The sequence below is a fragment of the Actinoplanes sp. ATCC 53533 genome, assembly GCF_003947245.1.
Genome location: NZ_QHHV01000097.1, coordinates 14738 through 36265 on the forward strand (window position 1 = coordinate 14738; position 21528 = coordinate 36265).

Here is a 21528-nt window from a genome sequence, read left to right on the forward strand (position 1 = left end):
CGGACTGAGATCGGCGGCCGGGCCCGGGATGACCGGGTCCGGCCCGCTCAGCGGTCGATCGGCCAGACCTTGATGTCGTTGAACACGACCGCGTAGGGCCCCTGCACCGGCGCGCTGCGCTCGGTGTAGAGGCCCAGCACCACCCGGCCACCGGTGATCTCCTCGTCCTGCACCGGCACGGTGCCCACCAGCTCGCCGTCGCGCAGCACCTCGAGGATCTCGCCGACGATGCTCACCGTGATCCTGGTCGCCGGCGCGCCGAGACCGATCGCCGCGTCGTCGAGCGGGAACGTCTTGAGGACCTCGATGACCTCTCCCTTGTGGGTGCCGACGTAGACGTTGTGCTCGCAGATGCGCACCTGATAGCCGCGGAACTGGGCGAAACGCATCCAGATCGAGGCGCAGCTGTCCGGCGTCAGCAACTGGACCCGCACCTCGGCCTGCACGTCGGCGGGCGCGGTGTCCTGCGGCCCCCGGCAGCGGAAGACGCCCCGGGTCTCGCGGCGCGCGACCAGGCCGCCGTCGAACGAGCACGACGCCTTCTCGCTCTCGACCGACGTGGCCTGCCAGAGCCGTCCCTGCGTCAGCGGGTCGGCGAGCAGCGGCGTCGCGTCGGGGTCGGGCTCGCCGATGCCCGCGGACGGGCCCGCGGTGGCGGTGGGATCCGCGCCCACCGCGTCGCCGCGCTGCCACAGCACCGACACCGCCCCGCCGACCGCCAGCATCGCCAGAACCAGCAGGAAGACCGCCATGGGCAGCACCCACGGCCGGCGCGGCGTCGAATCGTGGGTGAACGGCGTCCCCGGGGCGGCCGGCGAGGTCGGCACCGGCTGGGTGACGATCGAATTCTCCGAATAGCCCACCAGGGTCGGCGTCGCGGACAGCGCCGTCAACTGCCCGGCGGGGTGGACCCCGGTGACCGCCTGCGCCTCCTGCGCGGCGAAGCGCAGGCCGGGCTGGTGTGCCAGGGCGGCGCCGGCGGCGGCCGGCCGCTGCGGCCCGTCGACCAGCAGATCCAGCAGCTCGCGGGCGCTGGGGCGGTTGGCCGGGTCTTTCTCCAGGGCGTGCCCGATGAGCTCGCGGAGCGGCCCGCTGAGCCCGGTCAGGTCCGGCGGCTGGGTCAGGATCCGGGCCGCGGTCGCGGGCGGCGAGTCGGCGCTGAACGGGGTGCGGCCGGTGCCCGCATAGGCGACCACGCCGCCCCAGGCGAACACGTCGGCGGCCGGGGTGAGGGGCTGGTCGGTGTCGGGGCCGAACCGCTCCGGGGCCATGTAGGCGACCGTGCCGACCATCTGGCCGGTGTGGGTGTGCGCGCTGGTCGGCTCCATCGCCCGGGCGATGCCGAAGTCGATGACCTTGGGGCTGCCGGGGGCGAGCAGCACATTGCGCGGCTTGAGGTCGCGGTGGATGATGCCGGCGCCGTGGATGGCGGTCAGGGCGGTCGCCACCCCGATCGCGACACTGTGCAGATTGGACGCGGTGAGCGGGCCCCGCTCCTCGACGACCTCGGCGAGGCTGGGACCGTCGACGTACTCGACCACCAGGTAGGGCTGCTCGTGGTCGGGGTCGGCGTCGAGCACCTCCGCGGTGCAGAACGGCGGCACCTGCCGAACCCGGTTGACCTCGCTGCGGAAGCGGCGCCGGAAAGCGTCGTCGGGCGCCAGGTCGGCGCGAACCATCTTGACCGCGACCAGCACCCCGGCGGCGCTGCGGGCCAGGTAGACCGTGCCCATGCCGCCCTCACCGAGCCGGCCGAGCAACTCGTACTGCCCGAGCGTGCGGGGATCAAGCGGGCGCAGCGGGCTGGTCCGCTCGTCCGACATGCCGTTTACTCCTACGCCCCGACGGCATGACGCCGCCCCACCCCCGACAGGAAAGGTCACCCTATCGGGCCGTGTCCTCGCCTGCGAATACCCGTCCACAGGTTGCCGCACAACCGACACAGATCGCCTTCGGGGGACAGACCGGCCGGGGCCCCTGGCGGGGCGGTGCGCGCGTAGATTTACCGCCATGAGAGCGCGCGCATGACGCCCACGCAGTTGCGGGCGTATTCCGCCGTCGTGCGACTCGGCTCCGTCAAGCAGGCCGCCGCCCAGCTCGAGGTCTCCGAGTCCGCGGTGTCGCTGCACATCGGCCAGCTCCGTCGCGAGCTCGGCGACCAGTTGTTCAACCGGACGGCGGCCGGCCTGGCGTTCACGCCGGGCGGGCTGCGGCTGGCCAGCCGCGCCGCCGAGTTGCTGGGCCTGCAGGACCGCACGGTGCTCGAGGTCAGCGCCGCGGGGCGGGGCCGCCGGCTGCTGCGGGTGGCGGCGTCGAGCCTGTTCGCGGAGCACGCGGCGCCCGGCCTGATCGAGCTGTTCGCCAAGCGGGCGGCGGATCTGGAGGTGGAGCTGAGCGTGTGCAGCCCCGCGCAGTTCGAGTCGCTGCTGCTGACCCGCACGGTCGATGTGGCGATCGGCCCGCAGCCGGCGGCGGTCGACCCGGCGCTGACCTGCCGCCCGGTGATGAACTACCGGATCGTCCTGGTCGTCGCCCCGAGCCACCCGATCGCCGGGATGGCGGCCGGCCCACACCGCCTCCGCGAGCAGACATGGCTACTGGGCCCGTCGGCGACGGCGGAGGTCGGCGCGGTGTCGGCGATGCTGCGCCGCCTCGGCGTGCCGGAAGACCGCCAGCAGATCTTCCAGAGCCACGCGGCGGCACTGGAGGAGGCGAAACGCGGCAAGGGGGTGGCGGCGGGGCTGTCGTTCACGGTGGCGCAGGACGTGGCGCACGGTCACCTCGTGCAGGTGACGGGCCCACAGGTGGCGCTCGACGCGGTATGGCACTCACTGATGCTCCTCGGACAGGCCTCACCGTCGGCGGCGGCCGAGCTGAGCCGCTTCGCGGCGACACCACGGGCGATCCAGGCGATGATGCGCGGCGCCGGGGTGACGGTCGGCCACTTCCGCCCGTCGGTCCACGTGACCCTCTGGAGCTGACCACAGGCCACCCGGCCGACGACCCCCGTAGCGACCCCACGGGAGACCGATCACACGCAGCCGCGCAGCCAGCGCAGCCAACGCAGCCAACGCAGCCAGCGACCTCTGTAGCGACCCGCACGAAACCGATCACGCGCAGCCAGCAACCTCCGTGGCGACCCGCACGAGGCCGATCACACGCAGCCGCACAGCCAGCAACCTCCATGGCGACCCGCACGAAACCGATCACACGCAGCCGCACAGCCAGCAACCTCCATGGCGACCCGCACGAAACCGATCACACGCAGCCGCACAGCCAGCAACCTCTGTGGCAACCCGCACGAAACCGATCACACGCAGCCGCACAGCCAGCGACCCCCGTAGCGACCCGTGCGAGGCTGATCACGCAGCCGCGCAACCGGCGATCTCTGTGGCGACCTGCGCGAGGTCGTGGAAGGTGCCGGCCGGCAGCAGCCGGTCGCAGAAGGGCAGGGCCGCGGCCATGGCGCCGACCTGCGGTGCGAAACCCGGCGTCCCGGCCCGGGGATTCATCCAGATGATCCGGTACGCCCGCCGCCGCAGCCGGGCCATCACCGCCGCGAGTTCGGCGGGCGGATCGCTGTCCCAGCCATCGGAACCGATCACCACGACGGCCCCGCGCACGGCGTTGCCGTGGTGCGAGGCAAGCAGCGCACGCAGGTTGGTGGCGATGCGGGTGCCACCGAACCGATCGGTGACGACCTCCCCGGCACGGGCGACGGCTGCCACAGCGGAGGTGTGCCGCAGCACCACGGTGAGCCGGGTCAGCGTGGTCGCGAAGGCGAAGACCTCGGCGTCGGCGACCGTCGCGAAGGCCCGCATGAGGTGCAGATAGGCGGTGGCCTGCGCCTGCATGGACTGGCTGACGTCGCAGAGCAGCACGACCCGGCGCGGGCGCCGCACCGGCCGCGAGCGCACCAGGGCGACCGGCTCCCAGCCGGTGCGCCGGGCCCGGGTCAGCGTGGGCCGCAACGCGATCCGCCGCCCGGCAGCGCCGAGCCGGGACCGCCGGGTCCGCCGCGTCGGCCAGTCGGCCACCCGCAACCGCTCCCCCAGCAGGGCGACCTGGGCGGGATCGAGCTCCTCGAACGGCCGACCGGCCAGCGCGGCAAGGGCGCTGGGCCGCCGCTCGGGCACACTGCGCTCGGCCGCGGACTCGGCGGCGTCTGCGACAACGGGCGGCAGCGTCGCCCACGGCAACCCGCCCCCATCAGGCGAACCCTCGGCCGCCGGCAAAGACACGAAGGAATCCCCGCGCGGCCCGGCACCACGGCGCGGAGCAGCGACCACCGCCTCAGCGAACACACCGCCAAAAACCCGGTCGAAAGCGGCCAGATCCGCCTCCCGCCGCACCAGACTGACCCGAGCGGTCCAGTAAAGTCGATCACGCGTCAACGGAGGACAAACAGCAAGCGCCCGCACGAAATCGTCCACATCGGTCAACCCGACAGGCACCCCGGCCCGCCGCAACCGCCCACCGAGCCCGACGGCGAACGCGGCCCGATCAACCCCCCGCGCCAGCACATCAGCGCCGGGCAACGAACCACACGATCACGGCGGCGACCACAACGGCCCCGATCCCCAACGGAATCGCCCGCTTATAAACCGAACCCCCGGCAAGCGCGAGCAGATCGAGCGCCTCCGGCTCATCGCCGACCGAAAACCTATCCGGTACGCGCGCAGGCTCCCCATCACCCTTGACCGTTGTCCCAGCGTCTTCAACGACCTCGGCACCGCCCGATTCGGAGGAGAGCGGCACGACGGCTGGGAGAGGTGCGTGCTGTCCCGGCAGGATCCGCACGGTCGTCCCGTTCAGCGAGGCGGGAGACCCCACCGCATCGGAATCCCTCCCCTCATCCGAGTCCGTCCCCTCATCCGATTCTGTCCCCTTGTCGGAGTCCGCCGCCGACTCGGAATTCGCGGGAGTAGGCGTGGGTCCTACGTTGGTCGCTCCCTGGGCTGAATCCGCGCCCGCCGAACCGGCAGTCGCCGCAGCCGATGTCACGCCCTTGTCGGCCGGCCCGCTCGGGCTGTCCTGCGCGGCCGGGCTGTCCTGCGCGGCCGGACCAGCCTGCGCCGCCGAGCCAGCCTGCGCCGCCGGACCAGCCTGCGCCGCCGGACCAGCCTGCACCGCCGAACCAGCCTGCACCGCCGAACCAGCCTGCACCGCCGAACCAGCCTGCACCGCCGAACCAGCCTGCACCGCCGAACCAGCCTGCACCGCCGAACCAGCCTGCGCCCTTTGACCGGCAGGGGCACCCTGAGTGCCTGGTGCGACCTGACTGCCAGGCGTGGGTTCGTCCGCAGCGCTGGCCTCCGGTGCGGCGAGGGCCGGCCCAGCGTCACCTGACGCGGCGGCAGCCGGCTTGACAGCGGCCGACTCGACAGTGGCCGGCCCAACCCCACCTGACGCGGCAGCATTCGGCTCGGCGGCGAGCTTCGCTTCCAGGTTGGTGACGAACTGGCCCAGGAGCTTGCCCGACACCTCCTTGATCATCCCGCTGCCGAACTGGGCAAGCTTCCCGGAGATCTTCAGGTCCGTATCCACGTTGACCAGCGTCCGGTCCCCGTCCGCGCGCAGTTGCGCCGTCACCACCGCTGCCGCGTTGCCCGCCGAGCGGGAGTCGCGGCCCTTCGCGTCGATCACCGCACGCCGGGCCTGGTCGTCCTTGGTGATGAACCGGGCCGTGCCCGCGAAGTCCGACACCACCGGGCCGACCTTGACCTTCACCCTGCCGGAGTAGGTGTCCCCGTCGACCCCGGTGAGCTGGGCGCCGGGCAGGCACGGCGCGATGCCCTCGAGATCGGTGAGCAACGCCCAGGCCCGCTCGATCGGCGTGTGCACGGTGAACTCGTTGGTGATCTTCATGGTTGCCCTTCCTGAGGTCCGGCCGCGAGGGCCGCCGTGATCAGGTCACGGTCGTCGGGGGTCTTCGCGATCGCGCCGAGCGTGCGAACCACCTGATCGGGGAAAAGTTCCGTGACGCCCAGCGCCGACAGCGCGCTGACCCAGTCGATCGTCTCGGCCATCCCGGGTGACTTGTCCAGGTCGAGTCCACGGACCCGGCCGACGAACGCCGTGGCGGCATTGATCAGCGTCGTCTCCGCGCCCGGCACCGTGCGGCGCAGGATCTCCGCGGCCCGCTCGGCCGACGGGTAGTCGATCCAGTGGTAGAGGCACCGCCGGCGCAGCGCGTCGTGCAGCTCCCGACTGCGATTCGAGGTCAGCACCACGAGCGGCGGCCGCACGGCGGTGAACGTGCCCAGCTCGGGGATGGTGATCGCGGCCTCGCCGAGGAACTCGAACAGCAGCGCCTCGAACTCGTCGTCGGCCCGGTCGATCTCGTCGATGAGCAGCACGGGCGGCACCGGGCCGGGGTCACGCACGGCCCGCAGAATAGGTCGCTCCAGCAGGAACTCGGCGGTGAACAGGTCCGCCTCGCCGAGCTTCTCCGAGCGCGCCTCGGCGAGCCGGATGGCGAGCAACTGCCGCTGGTGGTTCCACTCGTAGAGCGCCTCGGGCACGCCGAGCCCTTCGTAGCACTGCAGCCTGATCAGCGATGTCCCGAGCACCCGTGCCAGTGCCTTGGCCGCGGCGGTCTTGCCGACCCCGGGCTCACCTTCGAGCAGCAACGGCCGCCCCAGCCGCAGAGCGAGGAAGAGCGCCATGGCGAGCCCGTCGTCGACCAGATAGTCGACGTCGTCGAGCCGCCGCCGGACCTCCTCCGGCCCGCTGAAGAGTCCGGCGAGATCATCCTCAGCCGACAAGGTGGTCTCCGGCCAGCAACCGCTCGTAGTCCGCGGGGGTGTCGACGTCGATCGGCACCGGCCCGGCGACCCGCGCCTCGGTGACCACGAATTCCCCGGAATGCAGCAACTTCCACACCGCCTTGTCCCCGTGCAACCCGCGCAACGCGGCGAACACATCCCGCCGGAACCAGAATGGATGCCCCAACCCGTCGTCGTAGCGACAGACCCCGAGCGGAGCGCCACCCGCCGCCACGATCAACGCGGCGACCGCGGCGGCCCGCACCTGCGGCTGATCACCAAGCAGCAGCACCAGCCCGTCGGCCCGCGGATCCACCGCACCGACGGCCGTGCTCACCGAAGCGCCACACCCGCTGCCCGCGGCCGGCACGTCAACGACCGTGAACCCACTGAGATCAACCCGCGCCCGAACCGCGGCGGCCGACCCCCCAAGCGTGACGATCCGCTGATCAAAAGCACACTCCCGAGCCAGATCGAGGGCGGCATCGACCAGAGTCCGCCCTCGATAGGGCAGCAACTGCTTCGTCCCCCCGCCCCCACCCGACCCGCCGTTCGGCATGGCACTCAAGCCACCGCCGGAACCACCACCCGACCCACCACCCGGCACGACACCCAAGCCACCACCGGAACCACCACCCGACCCACCGCCATGCTCACCGTGCGACTCCGCCCGAGGCCCGCCGCCGGGCACGGCACTTGACCCCGCCCGAGGCCCGCCGCCGGGCACGGCACTTGACCCCGCCCAAGGCCCACCACCGGGCACGGCACGTGACCCCGCCCAAGGCCCACCACCGGGCACGGCACGTGACCCCGTCCGAGGCCCGGCGCCGGGCACGGCGCGCTGATCGTCATCGGTGCCTGCCCGGAAGCGCACCGCGTCGCCCGCCGCGAGGACGATGCCTGTGACGAACACGGTCAGGCCCGCGCGAGGAAGGCGGTCCGGCAGCCCGTACCGCAGAAGTAGTGATCCTCCGCCGTGATCGCATCCGGTCCGATCACGACGGTCATGCCGCAGATCGGGTCGATCGCCGTCGGTGGCGCCGCAGGCGGCGGGCCGGCTGCCGGCGGCAGCGCCAGGCCGTCGACCCGGACGGCCCGGACCACCTCGGCCATGATCGACAGGGCGATCTCCTCCGGGGTACGCGCACCGATGTCGACCCCCGCCGGTGTGTGCACGCGGGCCCGCTCGTCGTCGGTCAGCCCGAGGCCGTCGAGCACCGCCGCGCCGCGCCGACGGCTCGCCACCAGGGCGATGAAGCCCACGCCGGCGTCCAGTGCCTGCCGGATAGCGGCTTCTTCGCCCTTACCGAGCCCGGCCACAACAGCGGCGGTCGTGCCCGCGAGGCTCTCACCGCGGGCCACCTCGAAATTCAGGAAACCGGCCAGCGTGGCCACCGCGTCCCCGATCGGCGTGCTCCCGACCACCCCCAGCACCGGTGCGGGCAGCACCGGCCGCAGGAAGATCTCGATCGCGCCGCCGGAGTGGCACGGGTTCACCACGACCAGCGCACCCGGAGTCTCCGGGAAGTCCGCCGAGCTGTCCGGTAGCACCCGCAGCAGCAGCGTCTGCCCGTCGCGGAGCGTGCCGAGCGCGGCGGAGCGCACGGAACTCTCCGCGCACTGACCACCGACAAAGCCCTCGATGGAACCGTCGTCGAGGATGACGGCGGCGTCGCCCGCGCGTGCCGAGGTCGGCTCCTGCGCGCGGACGACGGTGGCGTGCACGAAGGGACGCCGCTGCCGGGTCAGCGTCCGGGCGCGCTCGGCGATGTCGGTCATGACCGAGCCTCCATCGTCATGCCCTTCCGGCCCTCGCTGGAGCGGTCATCGTCATCATCGGCCAAGCGTCGTTCGGCACAGGCGGTCATGGCACAACCTCAGATCGGCGGTTGCGGCGCGCCACGCATCGCGTCCCAGACCCGGGACGGGGTGAGCGGCATGTCGGCGTGGCGGACACCGAAGGGCGCGAGCGCGTCCACGACAGCGTTGACGATGGCGGGCGGCGAGCCGACGGTGGCGGACTCACCGACGCCCTTGGCGCCGATCGGGTGGTGTGGGGACGGGGTGACCGTGAAGCCGGTCTCCCAGTCGGGCACCTCAAGAGCGGTGGGGATCAGGTAGTCCATCAGGGACGCGCCGAGGCAGTTGCCGTCCTCGTCGAAAGCGATCATCTCCATCAGCGCCATGCCGACGCCGTCGGTGAGCCCGCCGTGCACCTGGCCCTCGATGATCATCGGATTGATCCGGGTGCCGCAGTCGTCGACCGCGATGAACCGGCGCACCTTCACCTGCGCCGTGCCCGGGTCGATGTCGACCACGCAGATGTACGCGCCGTGCGGGTAGGTCAGGTTTGACGGGTTGTAGCAGATCTGCGCCTCGAGCCCGCCCTCGACGCCGTCCGGCAGATCACCGGCGCCGTGCGCGCGCATGGCGATGTCCTGGATCGTCACGGACTTGCCGGGGTCGCCCTTGACCTGGAAAGTGCCCTTCTGCCATTCCAGGTCGGCGACGGAGACCTCCAGCATCGCCGAGGCGATCAGCCGGGCCTTGTCGCGGACCTTGCGGGCGACCAGCGCGGCGGCGGCCCCCGAGACGGGAGTGGACCGGCTGCCGTACGTACCCAGCCCGAACGGCGTGTTGTCCGTGTCGCCGTGCACCACGTCGATGTCGGCGGGCGGGATACCGATCTCTTCCGCCACGATCTGGGCGAATGTCGTCTCGTGCCCCTGACCCTGCGACTGCACGCTCAGGCGTACCACCGCCTTGCCGGTCGGGTGCACCCGCAGCTCGCAGCCGTCCGCCATGCCCAGCCCGAGGATGTCCATGTCCTTGCGCGGTCCCGCGCCCACCGCCTCGGTGAAGAAGGCGATGCCGATGCCCATCAGTTCGCCGCGGGTGCGCTTGTCCGCCTGCTCCTTGCGCAGGTCGGCGTAGCCGGCCATGTCCATGGCCAGGCGCATGGTCGGCTCGTAGTCGCCGGAGTCGTAGATCCAGCCGGTCTTGGTCGTGTACGGGAACTGCTCGGGCTTGATGAAGTTCTTCAGGCGCAGCTCGGCCGGGTCCATGCCCAGCTCGGCGGCGAGGCAGTCGACGATCCGCTCGACCAGGTAGACGGCCTCGGTGATCCGGAACGAGCAGGCGTACGCGACACCGCCGGGGGCCTTGTTGGTGTAGACGGCCGTCATCGAGCAGTACGCGGCCTCGATGTCGTAACTGCCGGTGAAGACGCCGAAGAAGCCGGCCGGATATTTGACCGGTGCGGCCGTACCGTTGAAGGCTCCGTGGTCGGCGAGCACGTCCGTGCGGATGCCGAGGATCTTGCCGTCGCGGGTCGCGGCGATCTCGCCGCGCATGATGTAGTCGCGGGCGAAGCCGGTGCTGATCAGGTTTTCGGAGCGGTCCTCCATCCACTTCACCGGCTTGCCGGTGACGATCGAGGCGACGATGGCGCAGACGTATCCGGGGTAGATCGGCACCTTGTTGCCGAAGCCGCCGCCGAGATCCGGCGAGATCACCTGGATCTTGTGCTCGGGCAGCCCGGCGACGATCGCATAGAGAGTGCGGTGGGCGTGCGGGGCCTGGGTGGTGGACCAGAGCTTCAGCTTGCCCTCGACCGCGTCGTAGTCGGCGACCGCACCGCACGTCTCCATCGGCGCCGGGTGCACCCGCGGGTAGACGATGTCCTGGCTGACGACCACGTCGGCGGCGGCGAACACCGCCTCGGTGGCGGCCTTGTCGCCGGTCTCCCAGTCGAAGCAGTGGTTGTTGGTCTTGCCGTCGAGGTCGTCACGGATCACCGGGGCGTCTGGGGCGAGCGCCTGCCGCACGTCGATGACGACGTCGAGCACCTCGTACTCGACGTCGATGAGTTCGAGGGCGTCGCGGGCCGTGTACCGGTCTTCGGCGACGACGAAGGCGACCTCCTGGCCTTGGAAGCGGACCTTGTCCGTGGCGAGCACTGCCTGCACGTCGTTGGAGAGCGTCGGCATCCAGGCCAGCCCTTGCGCGGCCAGGTCGGCGCCGGTCACGACGGCCTTGACCTTGGGCAGCGCCGCGGCGGCCGAGGTGTCGATGCTGATGATCTTCGCGTGCGCGAACGGCGAGCGCAGGATGGCCAGGTGCAGCATCCCGGGCAGCTTGATGTCGTCGGTGAACCGCCCCCGGCCGCGGACCAGCCGCGGATCCTCCTTGCGCAACATCCGCCCGTGCCCGATGGGCTTCTGATCGTTGTCCTCGAACGTGGTGAGCCGGCCGGCGTCCTGCACGGTGGTCATGACGACACCTCCTGAGCCTGCTTCGCCTCATCGGCCGCATCGCTCTCGGGCGCCGACGCCGCCTCGAGGGCCGACTGGGCCTCGTGGACCGACGCCCAGCGCACCGAGCGGACGATCGACGCGTAGCCCGTGCACCGGCAGATCTGACCGGAGATGGCCTGGCGGATCTCGGTATCGGTGGGGTCCGGATTGCGGTCGAGCAGCGCGCGGGCGGTCATCAACATGCCCGGGGTGCAGAAGCCGCACTGCAGCCCGTGGCACTGGACGAAACCCTCCTGGACCGGGTCCAGCTTGCCGTTCTTGGCCAGGCCCTCGACGGTGCGGACCTCGTGTCCGCCGGCCATCGCGGTGAGCACGGTGCAGGACTTGACGGGCTCGCCGTCGAGCCAGACCACGCAGGTCCCGCAGTTGCTCGTGTCGCAACCCCAGTGGGTGCCGGTGAGCCCCAGCTGGTCGCGCAGGAAGTGCACGAGCAGCTGCCGCCCCTCGATCTCCTCGCTGACTTCGACGTCGTTGACGGTCATCGAGACTTGCATGCTCAGCCTCTCTCGGCAATGCGCGCCACGGCGCGGCGCAGGGTGCGGACGGTGAGCTCCTTGGCGAGATGGCGCTTGTAATCGGCGCTGCCCCGCTGGTCGGTGACGGGATCGCAGCTGTCGGCGGCGATCGCACCGGCCTGGGCGTAGAGCTCCTCGGCGGGCGGGCGGCCGCGCAGTGCGGCCGAGATGGCCGGGATGCCGGTGGTGTTGGGTCCGACGGCGGCGAGTCCGACGCGAGCGTCGGCGACGAGACCGTCGCTATCGAGCCAGACGGCCGCACCCGCGGAGACCACGGCCCAGTCACCGGCCCGGCGCTCGACCTTCTCGTACGCGCTCCCGCCGCGCTCGCGGACCGGGATGCGCACCTCGACGAGAATCTCCCCGTCGGCGACCGCGGTCTCGTACGGCCCGCGGTGGAATTCCTCCATGGTCACCACCCGGGTCCCGCCGGAGCCACGAATGACGCAACTGGCGCCGAGCGCGGTGCAGACAGCGGAAAGGTCCTCGGAGGGATCGGCCTGGCAGAGCGAACCACCGAGGGTCCCCCGATTGCGAACCGTGGGGTCGGCGATGACTCGCTCGGCGTCCCGGAAGATCGGCAGCACGGCGGCAAGCGCATCGGACTCGAGCAGCTCGCGATGCCGGGTGAGCGCCCCGACGCGAACCTGATCGGTCTCGACGGCGACGTAGCCGAGTTCGCCGTGCAGATCGTTGATGTCGATGAGGTATTCGAAGTTGGCGAGCCGCAACTTCATCATGGGCAGCAAACTATGGCCGCCGGCCACCAGCCGGGCGGTGTCGCCGTAGCGCTCCATGAGCCCGATGGCGTCATCCACGGACGTGGCCCGTGCGTACTCGAAGGGTGCCGGAACCTGCATGGGGGGAAGTATGGGCTTCCATGTGATCAATCTGTCAACGCCAACCTAAGCCAATGCTTAATCAGGCGGTCCGGGGCAGACCGCGGCAATGTCCACATCGGTCGGTCCCCCTTCCGGCAACCCACTACGATGCGCGATGGCCACGAGCTGCGCCCGGCTGGTGGCGCCGAGCTTGGCCAGGATGCGGCTGACGTAGGTGCGCACGGTCTCCGGGCTCAGCCGCATGGCCCGGGCCACGGTGGTGTTGTCCTCGCCCTGAGCCAAGGCGGTCAGGACCTCACGCTCCCGCAGGGTGAGACGCTCCAGCCGTGGGTCCGGCGTGAGCTGGACAGCCGCGGCAGCATGGCTCATGACCTGCCGGGCCACGGCAGGCGAAAGTACGGGCTCGCCGTCCGCCGCACAGCGAACCGCTGAGCGCAGCCGGAACGGGCCGGCGTCCTTGAGAAGGTAGCCGTCCGCACCGGCGCGCAGGGCACCGAGCACTTCCTGGTCGGTGTCGAACGTGGTCAACATGAGAACGGCAGAGTTGCGGCAGGCGGGATCGGCCCGGATCTGGCGGGTGGCCTCGATGCCGCCGGTGCCCGGCATGCGGATGTCCATGAGAACGACATCGGGCTGGGTGCGGCGGATAAGCGGCAGGGCCGCGGCACCGTCGGAGGCCTCACCGATGACCTCGATTCGGCGGCCGGTGTTGTCGTCGTCTCCGGTCAGGAGACTGGCGATGCCCGCTCTGATCAGGGATTGGTCGTCCACCAGGACCACCCGGACGGGGCTGCCGGTCATGAGGTCCTCCCAGGGTTGTCGACACCCGAGGGCGGCTGAACGGCGGACAGCACGGCGACGGACGGTGCGGCGGTGGACAGTGGAAGGGTCGCGCTGACCTGCCAACCGCGCAGCGCTGGGCCTGTGTCGAGGCGGCCGCCCAGAGCGATGACTCGTTCCCGCAGGCCGGTGAGGCCGGCGTGCTCCGTCGCCGCGTCGGCGGTGACGCCATCGTCCTGGACGATCACCTTCAGGTCGTCGTTCGCGTGCCACGCGTCGATGGTGATCAGCCGGCCGTCGGAATGCCGAAGGGCGTTGGTGACGGCCTCCTGCACCACTCGGAATGCCGTGGCCGAGACCTCGGGCTCCTCGACCGGCTCGATCCGGGTGCGCACGTGGAACCCCGCCGCGCGGGCGGTCACGGCCAGCGACTCCACGTCCCGCAAAGAGGGCGGCGGGTCGGCGCGGAGCTCGCGAACGGTGGCGCGAAGCTCGGCCAGGGCCTGGGACACCGCCTCGGACACGTGGTCAAGCGCCGCCACGGCCGCCTGCGGATGCCGGACTGCCTCCTGCTGGGCGACGCTCGTGTGGATCGCCGCCACGGTGAGTGTGTGGCCGATCGAGTCGTGCAGGTCCCGTGACAGAACCTGCTTGTGCTCGCTGAGCCGGCGCTCCGCCTCGAGGATGATGTGCTGCTCGGTCAGGGCGTCGATGCGGCGCCGGGCCCGGACCAGCTCCCCCAGCATGATCGCCGCGGTCATCAGCGCGGCGTGCCCGACACCTTCGTACAGCACGACGTAGCGGAAGTCCTGCCCTTCCAGCAGCCGGAAGGCGACTGACACCGTGAGCACGGTCGTAGCGCCGATGATCGCGGCGACGCGATGGCCGGCCTCGGCAGCCGCATACAACGCGGCGGCCACCGGCACCGCGACACCGATCGCCGGAAAGCCCTCCGCGTAGTAGGCGAACAGACCGAGGATGGTCAGGGCGAGGACCGTGCGCGCGTATCGGCGCCGCCAGAACATCAGCGCGCCGAGAGCGGCGGCCCACAGGTAGGCGGCGACACCGGCTCCGCCACCCTGATCAGCCGACACGACCACGGCGAGCACGGCCGCGACGCCAACGGCGACGGCCGTGTCCACCTGTCTCTTCCCCGTGCCTTGACCCACGACAACACCCCGATTCACCTGCTGCCTGAGGACGGCAGCGTTCTCGCGTCAAATCGTAGGAGTGCCCCGGGCGTCGTGCGTACGCCGAAAAGCGACAACCGTTGTCGCCTCATGCGGAATCTATCGGCGCTGCGGCCTCCGTACCGTCGCCGGCATGACGCAGGAGATTCGGCGGCCCGGTCTGCCCAGCTGGCTCATCGTGGGGCTCGGCCTGTTCGCCGTGCCCCGGGCTGTGCCGCACGACCTCGACGCAGCGGCCGAGGGCAGCCCGGTCAGCAGCCCGCTGGTGTTCGGGCCGCTGGTCATCTGGGTCATCGTCGCCGTGCTGCTGGCGGGTAATCCCTTCATCGCCCTGCTGGCCGCCGGCGGCGTCTACAGCATCGGCCTGGCAGCGGTGCACAGCATCTTCTGGGCCTGGGCCTGGGCCTGGGCCTGGGCCCGGGCCCGGGTCTGCGACCCGCCTCGCTTCGGCGGCAATCTCGAAGGCCGACTTTCCGCCGGGAGGGAGGCCATCCTGATGCGTGGCGCGACGACTCTAGGGGTCGGAGTCCGCGTTTCAGAAGGAGCGGATGGCGACGTTCTTGAACGTCACGGCGTAGGGCGGATCCGCATCGGACGCTTCGACGCTCAGGCCCAGCAGCGCCTGGCCCTCGTCCGGGCCGTCCTCCGGCAGTGGAATCGCCCCCGCGAAGTCACCGCCACGGAAGACCTGCGCCTCACCCTCGACAACCACCAGGTGGATCCGGGTCGACTGACGCAAGGCGATCCGCTGCTTGAGCGAGATACGCCCGTAGACCTTGCGATCGTTCGGCATGTCCGCGGCCACCGAAATCTCGTTCTGGCAGACCCTCAGCACCTGGCCGCCGCGCTGCGGATCCCAGTGGAACCAGATCGCCGCGCAACTGCCCGCCGACTGCAGCGCGGTGGTCACTTCCACACCGAAATCGTCCGCGATCGACTCCTCCGGCCCGACACACTTGTAGGTGCCGCGATCCACCCGGGCGGCGCGCATCACGCCGCGGGTGAAGCAGTTCGCGTTCTGCTCGCGGATCTCGCTGTCCAGCCACAGGCCGGGCCTAGTCAGCGGGTCATTGATGATCGGCTCGCCGTCCTTGGGCTCCACCGGCGCCCGCTCGTCGTCCTCGGCGGCCGCATAATCCGCCGGCGTCGTCGGGGGCTGGCTCTCGGGGGCGGAGGTGCCATCTCGCTGCCCCGCCGGGGCCTGTCCCACATCGGCCGCCGTATCATCGCGCGGCGCTCCCCCGGTGGTCAGCGGATTGCCGGTGCGGCCCTGGGCGTTCAGCACGAGCGCCACCGTGGCCACGCCGGCGATCACCAGCAGGATCGCGAGCGCAGCGAGCAGCCGATGACCCCGCGACCGGCCACCGACCACCGGTCCTGGACGATCCGCGGAGTAGCTACGGTCCGCGGAATAGGAACGATCGGCGGCGTACGAGCGGTCAAAGGCGGCGGAGCGCCCGGCCGTATCCCGAGCCGAAGGGGAGGATGGGTAGGAATCATAGGATTCGTCCGGCGACTCGAAATACTCCACGACGGCCGGCGACACCGGGACGGGCGGGGCGCTGCGCACGATGGCGCGCTGCCGGGCCGGCGTACGGGACCCGCGCTCGTCGCCCAGCAGCATGTCCAGCAACTCCCGGGCGGTCGGCCGCTCCTCGGGATCCTTCGACAGCGCCAGGGCGACGAGTTCCCGCAATGGTTCCGAGAGCCCGTTCAGGTGCGGGGGCTGGGTGAGGATCCGCGCCGCTGTCGCCGGGGGCGAGTCGCCATGGAACGGTGTCTGGCCGGTGCCGGCATAGGCGACGACGCAACCCCAGGCGAAGATGTCCGCGGCCGCCGTCAGCGGGGTGCCCGGTTCGGAGGAGAAGCGTTCGGGCGCCATGTAGGCGACCGTCCCCACCATCTGGTCGGTGCGGGTGTGCTGGCTGGTCGCCTCGAAGGCGCGGGCGATACCGAAGTCGATGACCTTGGGACTGCCGGGCGCGAGCAGCACGTTGTCCGGCTTCAGGTCACGGTGGATCACCCCGGCGCCGTGGATGCCGGTCAGCGCGGTCGCCACCCCGACCGCCAGCGAGTGCAGCGCCGCCGCCCGCAACGGGCCGCGTTCCTCCACCACCTCGCCGAGGCTCGGGCCGTCGACGTACTCGACGACCAGGTACGGCGGGTTGTGGTCCAGGTCCGCGTCGAGCACTTCGGCGGTGCAGAACGACGGCACCTGCCGGGCACGTTCCACCTCGCTGCGGAAGCGCCCGCGAAACTCCGGGTCGTTGACCAGGGCGGCGTGCACGAGTTTGATCGCGACGTAGTTGTCGTCGCGGTCGGTCGCCAGGTAGACGACGCCCATCCCGCCGGAGCCGAGCCGACCGGTGAGCCAGTATTCGCCCAGCTGCTCGGGATCACCACGGCGCAGTGGAGTCACGCGGTACGCGGTGTCCACGATCAACTCCCCACTGAGGTACGACGGTGACGGGACAGCAGGAACGCCGTCAGGATCAGTCCGGCCAGCAGCAGCATGAACCATCCCACGCCGAGCCGGCTGACCACACTACTCAACTCGCGCTGGACATTCGAGGCAAGATTCACCACGGGATCCTGCCCCGAGGCCCTCAAGTCCTTGGCAAGGCGGAGTTCATACCATCCGTAGTAGGCCACGTACGCTCCGGCGATGACCAGGACCGCTCCGCCGATCCGGGGCACGAAGGCCGCCGCCCGGCGCAGCCGCGACACCGCGGAGACCCGGACCAGGGCCACGGCCAGCGCCGTCACGCCGATCACCAGGCCCATCCCGGCCGCATAGCTGATGAACAGGGCCACACCCTCGACGATCGAGCCGGCGCGCAGGCTGGAGACCACGATGGCGAGGAACGGCCCGATCGCGCAACCGAGCGAGGCGATCGCGTAGGCCATGCCGAAGAGGACCATCGACGCGGCCGTGCCGGTCAACCGCGGCGCGCGCATTCCCTTGCCCGGGGTCGGCAGCGAGCGACCGGCGAGCAGCCAGCCGCCCAGCACGAGCAGGCCGAGCCCGAACACGACCGTGAGCCACGGCAGCCGGGGCATCAACATGCCGGTCAGCGGGGCCAGCACCAGCCCGAACACGCCGAAGACCGCGACATATCCGACGGTGAGGGCGGCCGTGCAGCGCAGTGCCCGCCCCACTGCCGCGAGGGTCTCCCGCGCACTCGGGGCAATACCGCCGGACACGGCCCGCGATCCGGCAACAGCCCCGCCGGCAACAGCCCCGGAGGCGACAGCCCGCGCGCCCGAAAGGACTCCAGCGGGCAGCAGCCCCGACCCCGCTGCACCACCTTCAGCGGCAGACAGCGCCCCAGCCCCTGCCTCAGAGACAACACCGCCAGACACAGCCCCCGACCCGGAGACAACACCGCCAGCCGCCGACAGTGCTCCAGACCCCGCACCCGAAACGGAGCCGTCACGCACGCGCCGTGGCTGGTCGCCGGCGACCAGCACCGACAGGTAGGCCGGCAACAGCGCGAAGCCGCACGGGTTGACCGCCGCGAGCATCCCGGCGGTGAGGGCGAGCAGCAGCGTGGCCTGCACCGCTCAGGCCACCAGCGACTTGACCTTGGTGGTCAGCTGCAGGTCGTCCAGGTAGCTTTTGACGACCACCTTGCCGGCCTTGTCGAGGATCACGTAGGTGCTCTGTTCCGTGATGCCGAACTTCTTCCACAGCTTGCCCGGCTCGTCGTCCAGGTGGGGCACCGCGCCCACCTCGAGGTCGGAGACGAACTCGTGCATGTCCTTGTTGTTGCCCATGCCCGCGATGCCCAGGATGTTCAGCCGGTCCGCGTACTGGTCCCGCAGGTCGGCGATCGACATGGCCTCACTCGCGCACGTCGCGCACCACGGCGCCCAGAACCACAGGATGGTCGGCTTGCCCGCCATGGTCGCGGCGTCGAAGGACTTGCCGTCCAAGGTCTGACCCGTGAACTTCAGCGACGCCGGCACCACGGCCGGCGCGCCCGCGGCCTGTGCAGCACCCTGCTCGGCGTCCGCGGGCTGAGCGGCATCCCCGGGCTGAGCAGCAGCAGCCGGCTGCGCAGCCGCAGCTGGTGGGGCCGCCGCCGGGTCGCCGCACCCGGCGAGGGCCCCGGTGAGGGCCCCGGCTACCGCAGTCGCCACGAGCACGGATTTGATCTTGGTTACGGTCACTTCTTGCCTGCTTCCGTCAGCCGAAGAGCCAGGGCCGGGCACACGTTGACCGCCTTGCGGGCGCCGTTCTCGAGCCACGGCGGCAGCGGCGTCTGCGGGAACGCCGGGAAGCCGTTGGCGTCCAGCCGGATGATCTCCGGTGCCACCGCCGAGCAGAGGCCATGACCGTCGCAGCGCGACCAGTCCACGGCGAGCTTCCGGGCGCCCTGATCGGTGTGGTAAGGGAGCGGCAGGATGCCGCGCACCTGCTTTCCGCAGCCCTCGCCGTTGGCGTGCAACTCCACGTCCCGGGCGAAGACCTCGAGCGCCGACAGTGCGAAGCGGGCCGTGCCGTCGGGGTGGCTGCAGGCACCGCGGCCCTTGACCACGCCGGCCGCCTGGCGCACGTTCTCCAGCGCGCTGCCGCCCAGCGCGACCAGGGTGACCGCGCGGGCCAGGTCGGGCAGACCCAGCCGGCACGGGCCGCACTGGCCGGCCGACTCCCCGGCCAGATACTGCGTGACCTGGGCGACCTCGCCCAGCGGGCAGGTCGACGAGCCGATCGGGATGAGCATGCCGGCGCCGAGGGTGCCGCCGACCTTGGCGAAGCCCTTGCGGGAGATGGTGACCGTCTTCGCCGCCTCGGCGGTGATCCACTTGCCGTGGTAGCCGCCGACCAGCAGGCCCGGGCCGATGTCGGCGCCACACATGGTGAGCACGTCCATCAGCGGCGTGCCGGTCGGTGCCTCGACCACGGCGGGCGCGGTGGCCGAGCCGCCGACGGTCAGCATGACCGTGCCCGGCTCCTCGGGGATGCCGACCGAGTTGTATTCCCACGGGCCGAGGCGGGCCGCGATGGCGAGCTGCGAGTACGTCTCGGCGTTGGAGAGCAGGGTGGGCAGCCCGCCGACGCCGTTGTCGCTGGAGCGGACCTTCCGGCCGGGCGGGATGTGCGCCTCGCCGTTGATGCCACGGACCAGCGCGCCGCCCTCACCGGAGATGAACCGGTGCGGGACGGTGACGATCCGCGTCGGCACCGGCATCCGCCGCTCGGCGAGGGCCGCAGCCAGCGACTCCTGGCCGATGCCGTCGTCGGCGATGCCGATCACGATCTCCTCGGCGTCGAGCGCGGCGGCTGCCAGCGCGGCGCCGTCCAGGATCAGGTGCGGGCCGCGGGTGAGCACGGCCTTGTCCTTCCACGACGGCGGCTCGCCCTCGGTGGCGTTGACGACGATCACCGGCGGCAGGTCCTGGCGCTGGCAGGAGTCGAGCACCGCGCGCACCTTGCGGGCGAACGGGAAGCCGGCGCCGCCCCGGCCACGCAGCTCGATCCGGTCGGCGAGACCGATCAGCTCACCGCTGGACAGCGCCGCGAAGCCACCGTGGACCTCCTGGTGAGCGATCAGGTCGAGCCGACCGTACTCGTCGAAACCGGCCGTGATCCGCGGCGTCCCGATGCTGGTAACCGGGGGAACCTGGTCCGCGCTCACGATCCCGCCCCGCCCCGCGCGGCAGCACCGCGAACGACGGCAGCACGACCAGCAGACACGGTGCCATCAACAGCGGCAGCACCGCGAACGGCGGCAGCACAACCACCAGACACGGCGCCACCGCGAACGGCACCACCACAAACGACACCGCCGCGAGCAGCACCACCACGAACGGCGCCACCACGAACGGCGCCACCACGAGCAGCACCACCACGAACGGCGCCACCACGAACAGCACCACCACGAACGGCGCCACCGCGAACAGCACCACCACGAGCAGCACCACCACGAACGGCACCACCGCAAACGACACCGCCGCGAGCAGCACCGCCACGAACGGCAGCGCCGCGAGCAGCACCGCCACGAACGGCACCACCACTTCCGGCAGCCCCACGAACAGCAGCGCCGCGAACAGCAACGCCACCGGTGTTATCAGCGCTCTCGGTGCGCTCAATCACTGTGCTTCCCCTCGCAGCTGACGCCAGTACACGTCGTCAGCCGATTCGTCCGTTCTGCCCCTGCTGCCGCGGCGAGCCCCCCGGCTCGCTGCTCGGGCGGGTTCCTGCTGGGTGGACCGGCGGGCCCGGCGGGACGCCATGTCGACCAGGGTCGGCGTCTCGTCGGGTTCCATGTCCGGGCCTAGCGCGGCCCGCGGGTCGCCGGCCAGGTCCACGAATTCGCTGCGGCTGTGCCGCCCGGAGTCGGCGCTGTCGACGTTGGCGCCCCGGTCGCGCCGGGCCCGGGGCGCAGTCTCGACCTCGTCGGCGTAACGCGACGAGCGCGACGGCCGTGGTGGCTCGTCGTCCGGGAAGCGGCTGGAGCGGCGGCGCGGCGGCGCCTCCTCGTAGCGGTCGTCCTCGACGTAGCGGCGCTGCCGGGGCGCCGGGGCGTCGTCCTCGTCGGCGAAGCGCCGGGTGCGCGGCGCTTCCTCCTCTGCGCTGCGCCGGGTGCGCGGCGCCGGCATGTCGCCCTCGTCGGCGAAGCGCCGGCTGCGGGCCGGGGGCGCGTCCTCGAACTCGGTGCCGGCGTAGCGCCGGGACCGGGCCGGGGGCTCGTCCTCGAAGTCGGCGCCCGAGACGCGCCGGGACCGGACCGGGGGCTCCTGCGCGTACGGGTCGGCGGGCTGGCGGCGGCCCCGCGGCGCGGGCACCTCGTCCTCGTCCTCGAAGCTGCGCAGGCCCTCGTCGAGCGCGCGGCGCGACATGGCGCCGGTCGGCTCGTCGAAACGCTCGGCCGCGGCGGCGCGGCGCTGCCGRGGCGCCGGGGCGTCCTCCTCGGCGTAGCGGCGCGCGCGCGGCGCGGGCAGGTCGTCTTCCTCGAACTGCCACCGCTGGGTGGGGGCGTCGTCGTAGTCGCGGCGGCGGCGGACCCGCTCCTCGTCGTCGGCGCCGCGGCGGGGCCGGCGCTCGGGCGGGGCGCTGACCGGTGCGGCGCTGGCCGGGGCGGCACTGACCGGCCTGGCGGCGGGCGCCGCGG

16 protein-coding genes and 2 pseudogenes are annotated in these 21528 nt (G+C 71.6%); 1 reads left to right on the top strand and 17 read right to left on the bottom strand.

From position 1 onward, the window contains the following. Positions 1–47 precede the first annotated feature (47 nt). Positions 48–1823 carry a serine/threonine-protein kinase gene (locus tag DMB66_RS28910; RefSeq protein ID WP_125807275.1) on the bottom strand — a complete coding sequence of 592 codons (1776 nt, stop codon included), beginning with the start codon at positions 1821–1823 and terminating at the stop codon, positions 48–50. Positions 1824–2024: 201 nt separating this feature from the next. Between DMB66_RS28910 and DMB66_RS28915 the strand changes: the two genes are divergently transcribed. Next, complete coding sequence (locus DMB66_RS28915; RefSeq protein ID WP_125807276.1) at positions 2025–2981, top strand: LysR family transcriptional regulator; 957 nt, start codon at positions 2025–2027, stop codon at positions 2979–2981. 381 nt (positions 2982–3362) lie between these two features. On the opposite strand, the gene DMB66_RS28920 is transcribed toward DMB66_RS28915, so the two are convergent. From DMB66_RS28920 to DMB66_RS61460, 16 genes and pseudogenes are all read right to left on the bottom strand, one after another. Continuing rightward, the gene (locus tag DMB66_RS28920; RefSeq protein WP_233624902.1) at positions 3363–4241 is read right to left on the bottom strand and encodes a VWA domain-containing protein; all 879 of its coding nucleotides are present in this window, start codon (positions 4239–4241) and stop codon (positions 3363–3365) included. Between the two features lie 283 nt (positions 4242–4524). Then, complete coding sequence (locus tag DMB66_RS64115; protein ID WP_125807278.1) at positions 4525–5868, bottom strand: SRPBCC domain-containing protein; 1344 nt, start codon at positions 5866–5868, stop codon at positions 4525–4527. After that, positions 5865–6767: a MoxR family ATPase gene (locus DMB66_RS28930; RefSeq protein WP_233624903.1), complete on the bottom strand. Its 903-nt coding sequence runs from the start codon at positions 6765–6767 to the stop codon at positions 5865–5867. Before DMB66_RS28930 ends, DMB66_RS64115 begins: the two co-directional genes overlap by 4 nt. Then, positions 6757–7326, bottom strand: coding sequence for an NTP transferase domain-containing protein (locus tag DMB66_RS28935; protein ID WP_125807279.1), 570 nt, complete (start codon positions 7324–7326; stop codon positions 6757–6759). Before DMB66_RS28935 ends, DMB66_RS28930 begins: the two co-directional genes overlap by 11 nt. A gap of 356 nt (positions 7327–7682) precedes the next feature. After that, on the bottom strand, positions 7683–8546 hold the full coding sequence (locus tag DMB66_RS28945) for an XdhC family protein (protein WP_125807280.1): 864 nt from the start codon (positions 8544–8546) through the stop codon (positions 7683–7685). A gap of 98 nt (positions 8547–8644) precedes the next feature. Further along, positions 8645–11041 carry an aerobic carbon-monoxide dehydrogenase large subunit gene (locus DMB66_RS28950; RefSeq protein WP_125807281.1) on the bottom strand — a complete coding sequence of 799 codons (2397 nt, stop codon included), beginning with the start codon at positions 11039–11041 and terminating at the stop codon, positions 8645–8647. After that, entirely contained in the window at positions 11038–11577 is a 540-nt protein-coding gene (locus DMB66_RS28955; RefSeq protein WP_125807282.1) for a (2Fe-2S)-binding protein, read from the bottom strand. Before DMB66_RS28955 ends, DMB66_RS28950 begins: the two co-directional genes overlap by 4 nt. 2 nt (positions 11578–11579) lie before the next feature. After that, positions 11580–12458, bottom strand: a complete 879-nt coding sequence (locus tag DMB66_RS28960) for a xanthine dehydrogenase family protein subunit M (RefSeq protein WP_125807283.1) — start codon at positions 12456–12458, stop codon at positions 11580–11582. A 57-nt stretch (positions 12459–12515) separates the two neighbouring features. After that, complete coding sequence (locus DMB66_RS28965) at positions 12516–13241, bottom strand: response regulator transcription factor (protein WP_125807284.1); 726 nt, start codon at positions 13239–13241, stop codon at positions 12516–12518. Further along, complete coding sequence (locus tag DMB66_RS28970; RefSeq protein ID WP_125807285.1) at positions 13238–14362, bottom strand: sensor histidine kinase; 1125 nt, start codon at positions 14360–14362, stop codon at positions 13238–13240. The genes DMB66_RS28965 and DMB66_RS28970 overlap by 4 nt, the downstream gene beginning before the upstream one ends. 583 nt (positions 14363–14945) lie before the next feature. Further along, positions 14946–16847: a serine/threonine-protein kinase gene (locus DMB66_RS64120; RefSeq protein ID WP_233624904.1), complete on the bottom strand. Its 1902-nt coding sequence runs from the start codon at positions 16845–16847 to the stop codon at positions 14946–14948. A 224-nt stretch (positions 16848–17071) separates the two neighbouring features. Then, a pseudogene (locus DMB66_RS28980) lies at positions 17072–17935 on the bottom strand (cytochrome c biogenesis CcdA family protein); the annotation flags it as partial. A gap of 39 nt (positions 17936–17974) precedes the next feature. Next, positions 17975–18583 (bottom strand): redoxin domain-containing protein, encoded by a 609-nt coding sequence (locus tag DMB66_RS28985; protein WP_233624906.1) that lies wholly within the window; start codon positions 18581–18583, stop codon positions 17975–17977. Then, a complete protein-coding gene (locus DMB66_RS28990; protein WP_233624908.1) occupies positions 18580–20019 on the bottom strand; it encodes an NADH-quinone oxidoreductase subunit NuoF family protein in 1440 nt (479 codons plus the stop codon). The genes DMB66_RS28985 and DMB66_RS28990 overlap by 4 nt, the downstream gene beginning before the upstream one ends. Next, complete coding sequence (locus DMB66_RS64125; RefSeq protein WP_233624907.1) at positions 19916–20506, bottom strand: hypothetical protein; 591 nt, start codon at positions 20504–20506, stop codon at positions 19916–19918. Before DMB66_RS64125 ends, DMB66_RS28990 begins: the two co-directional genes overlap by 104 nt. Then, positions 20507–21528: pseudogene (locus DMB66_RS61460) on the bottom strand (hypothetical protein); the annotation flags it as partial.

What these genes read in the sequence shown, in the direction of transcription:
- DMB66_RS28910 (WP_125807275.1), bottom strand. Translation starts at nt 1,823, where the DNA reads ATGTCGGACGAGCGGACCAGCCCGCTGCGCCCGCTTGATCCCCGCACG.
- DMB66_RS28915 (WP_125807276.1), top strand. Translation starts at nt 2,025, where the DNA reads ATGACGCCCACGCAGTTGCGGGCGTATTCCGCCGTCGTGCGACTCGGC.
- DMB66_RS64115 (WP_125807278.1), bottom strand. Translation starts at nt 5,868, where the DNA reads ATGAAGATCACCAACGAGTTCACCGTGCACACGCCGATCGAGCGGGCC.
- DMB66_RS28935 (WP_125807279.1), bottom strand. Translation starts at nt 7,326, where the DNA reads ATGCCGAACGGCGGGTCGGGTGGGGGCGGGGGGACGAAGCAGTTGCTG.
- DMB66_RS28945 (WP_125807280.1), bottom strand. Translation starts at nt 8,546, where the DNA reads ATGACCGACATCGCCGAGCGCGCCCGGACGCTGACCCGGCAGCGGCGT.
- DMB66_RS28950 (WP_125807281.1), bottom strand. Translation starts at nt 11,041, where the DNA reads ATGACCACCGTGCAGGACGCCGGCCGGCTCACCACGTTCGAGGACAAC.
- DMB66_RS28955 (WP_125807282.1), bottom strand. Translation starts at nt 11,577, where the DNA reads ATGCAAGTCTCGATGACCGTCAACGACGTCGAAGTCAGCGAGGAGATC.
- DMB66_RS28960 (WP_125807283.1), bottom strand. Translation starts at nt 12,458, where the DNA reads ATGCAGGTTCCGGCACCCTTCGAGTACGCACGGGCCACGTCCGTGGAT.
- DMB66_RS28965 (WP_125807284.1), bottom strand. Translation starts at nt 13,241, where the DNA reads ATGACCGGCAGCCCCGTCCGGGTGGTCCTGGTGGACGACCAATCCCTG.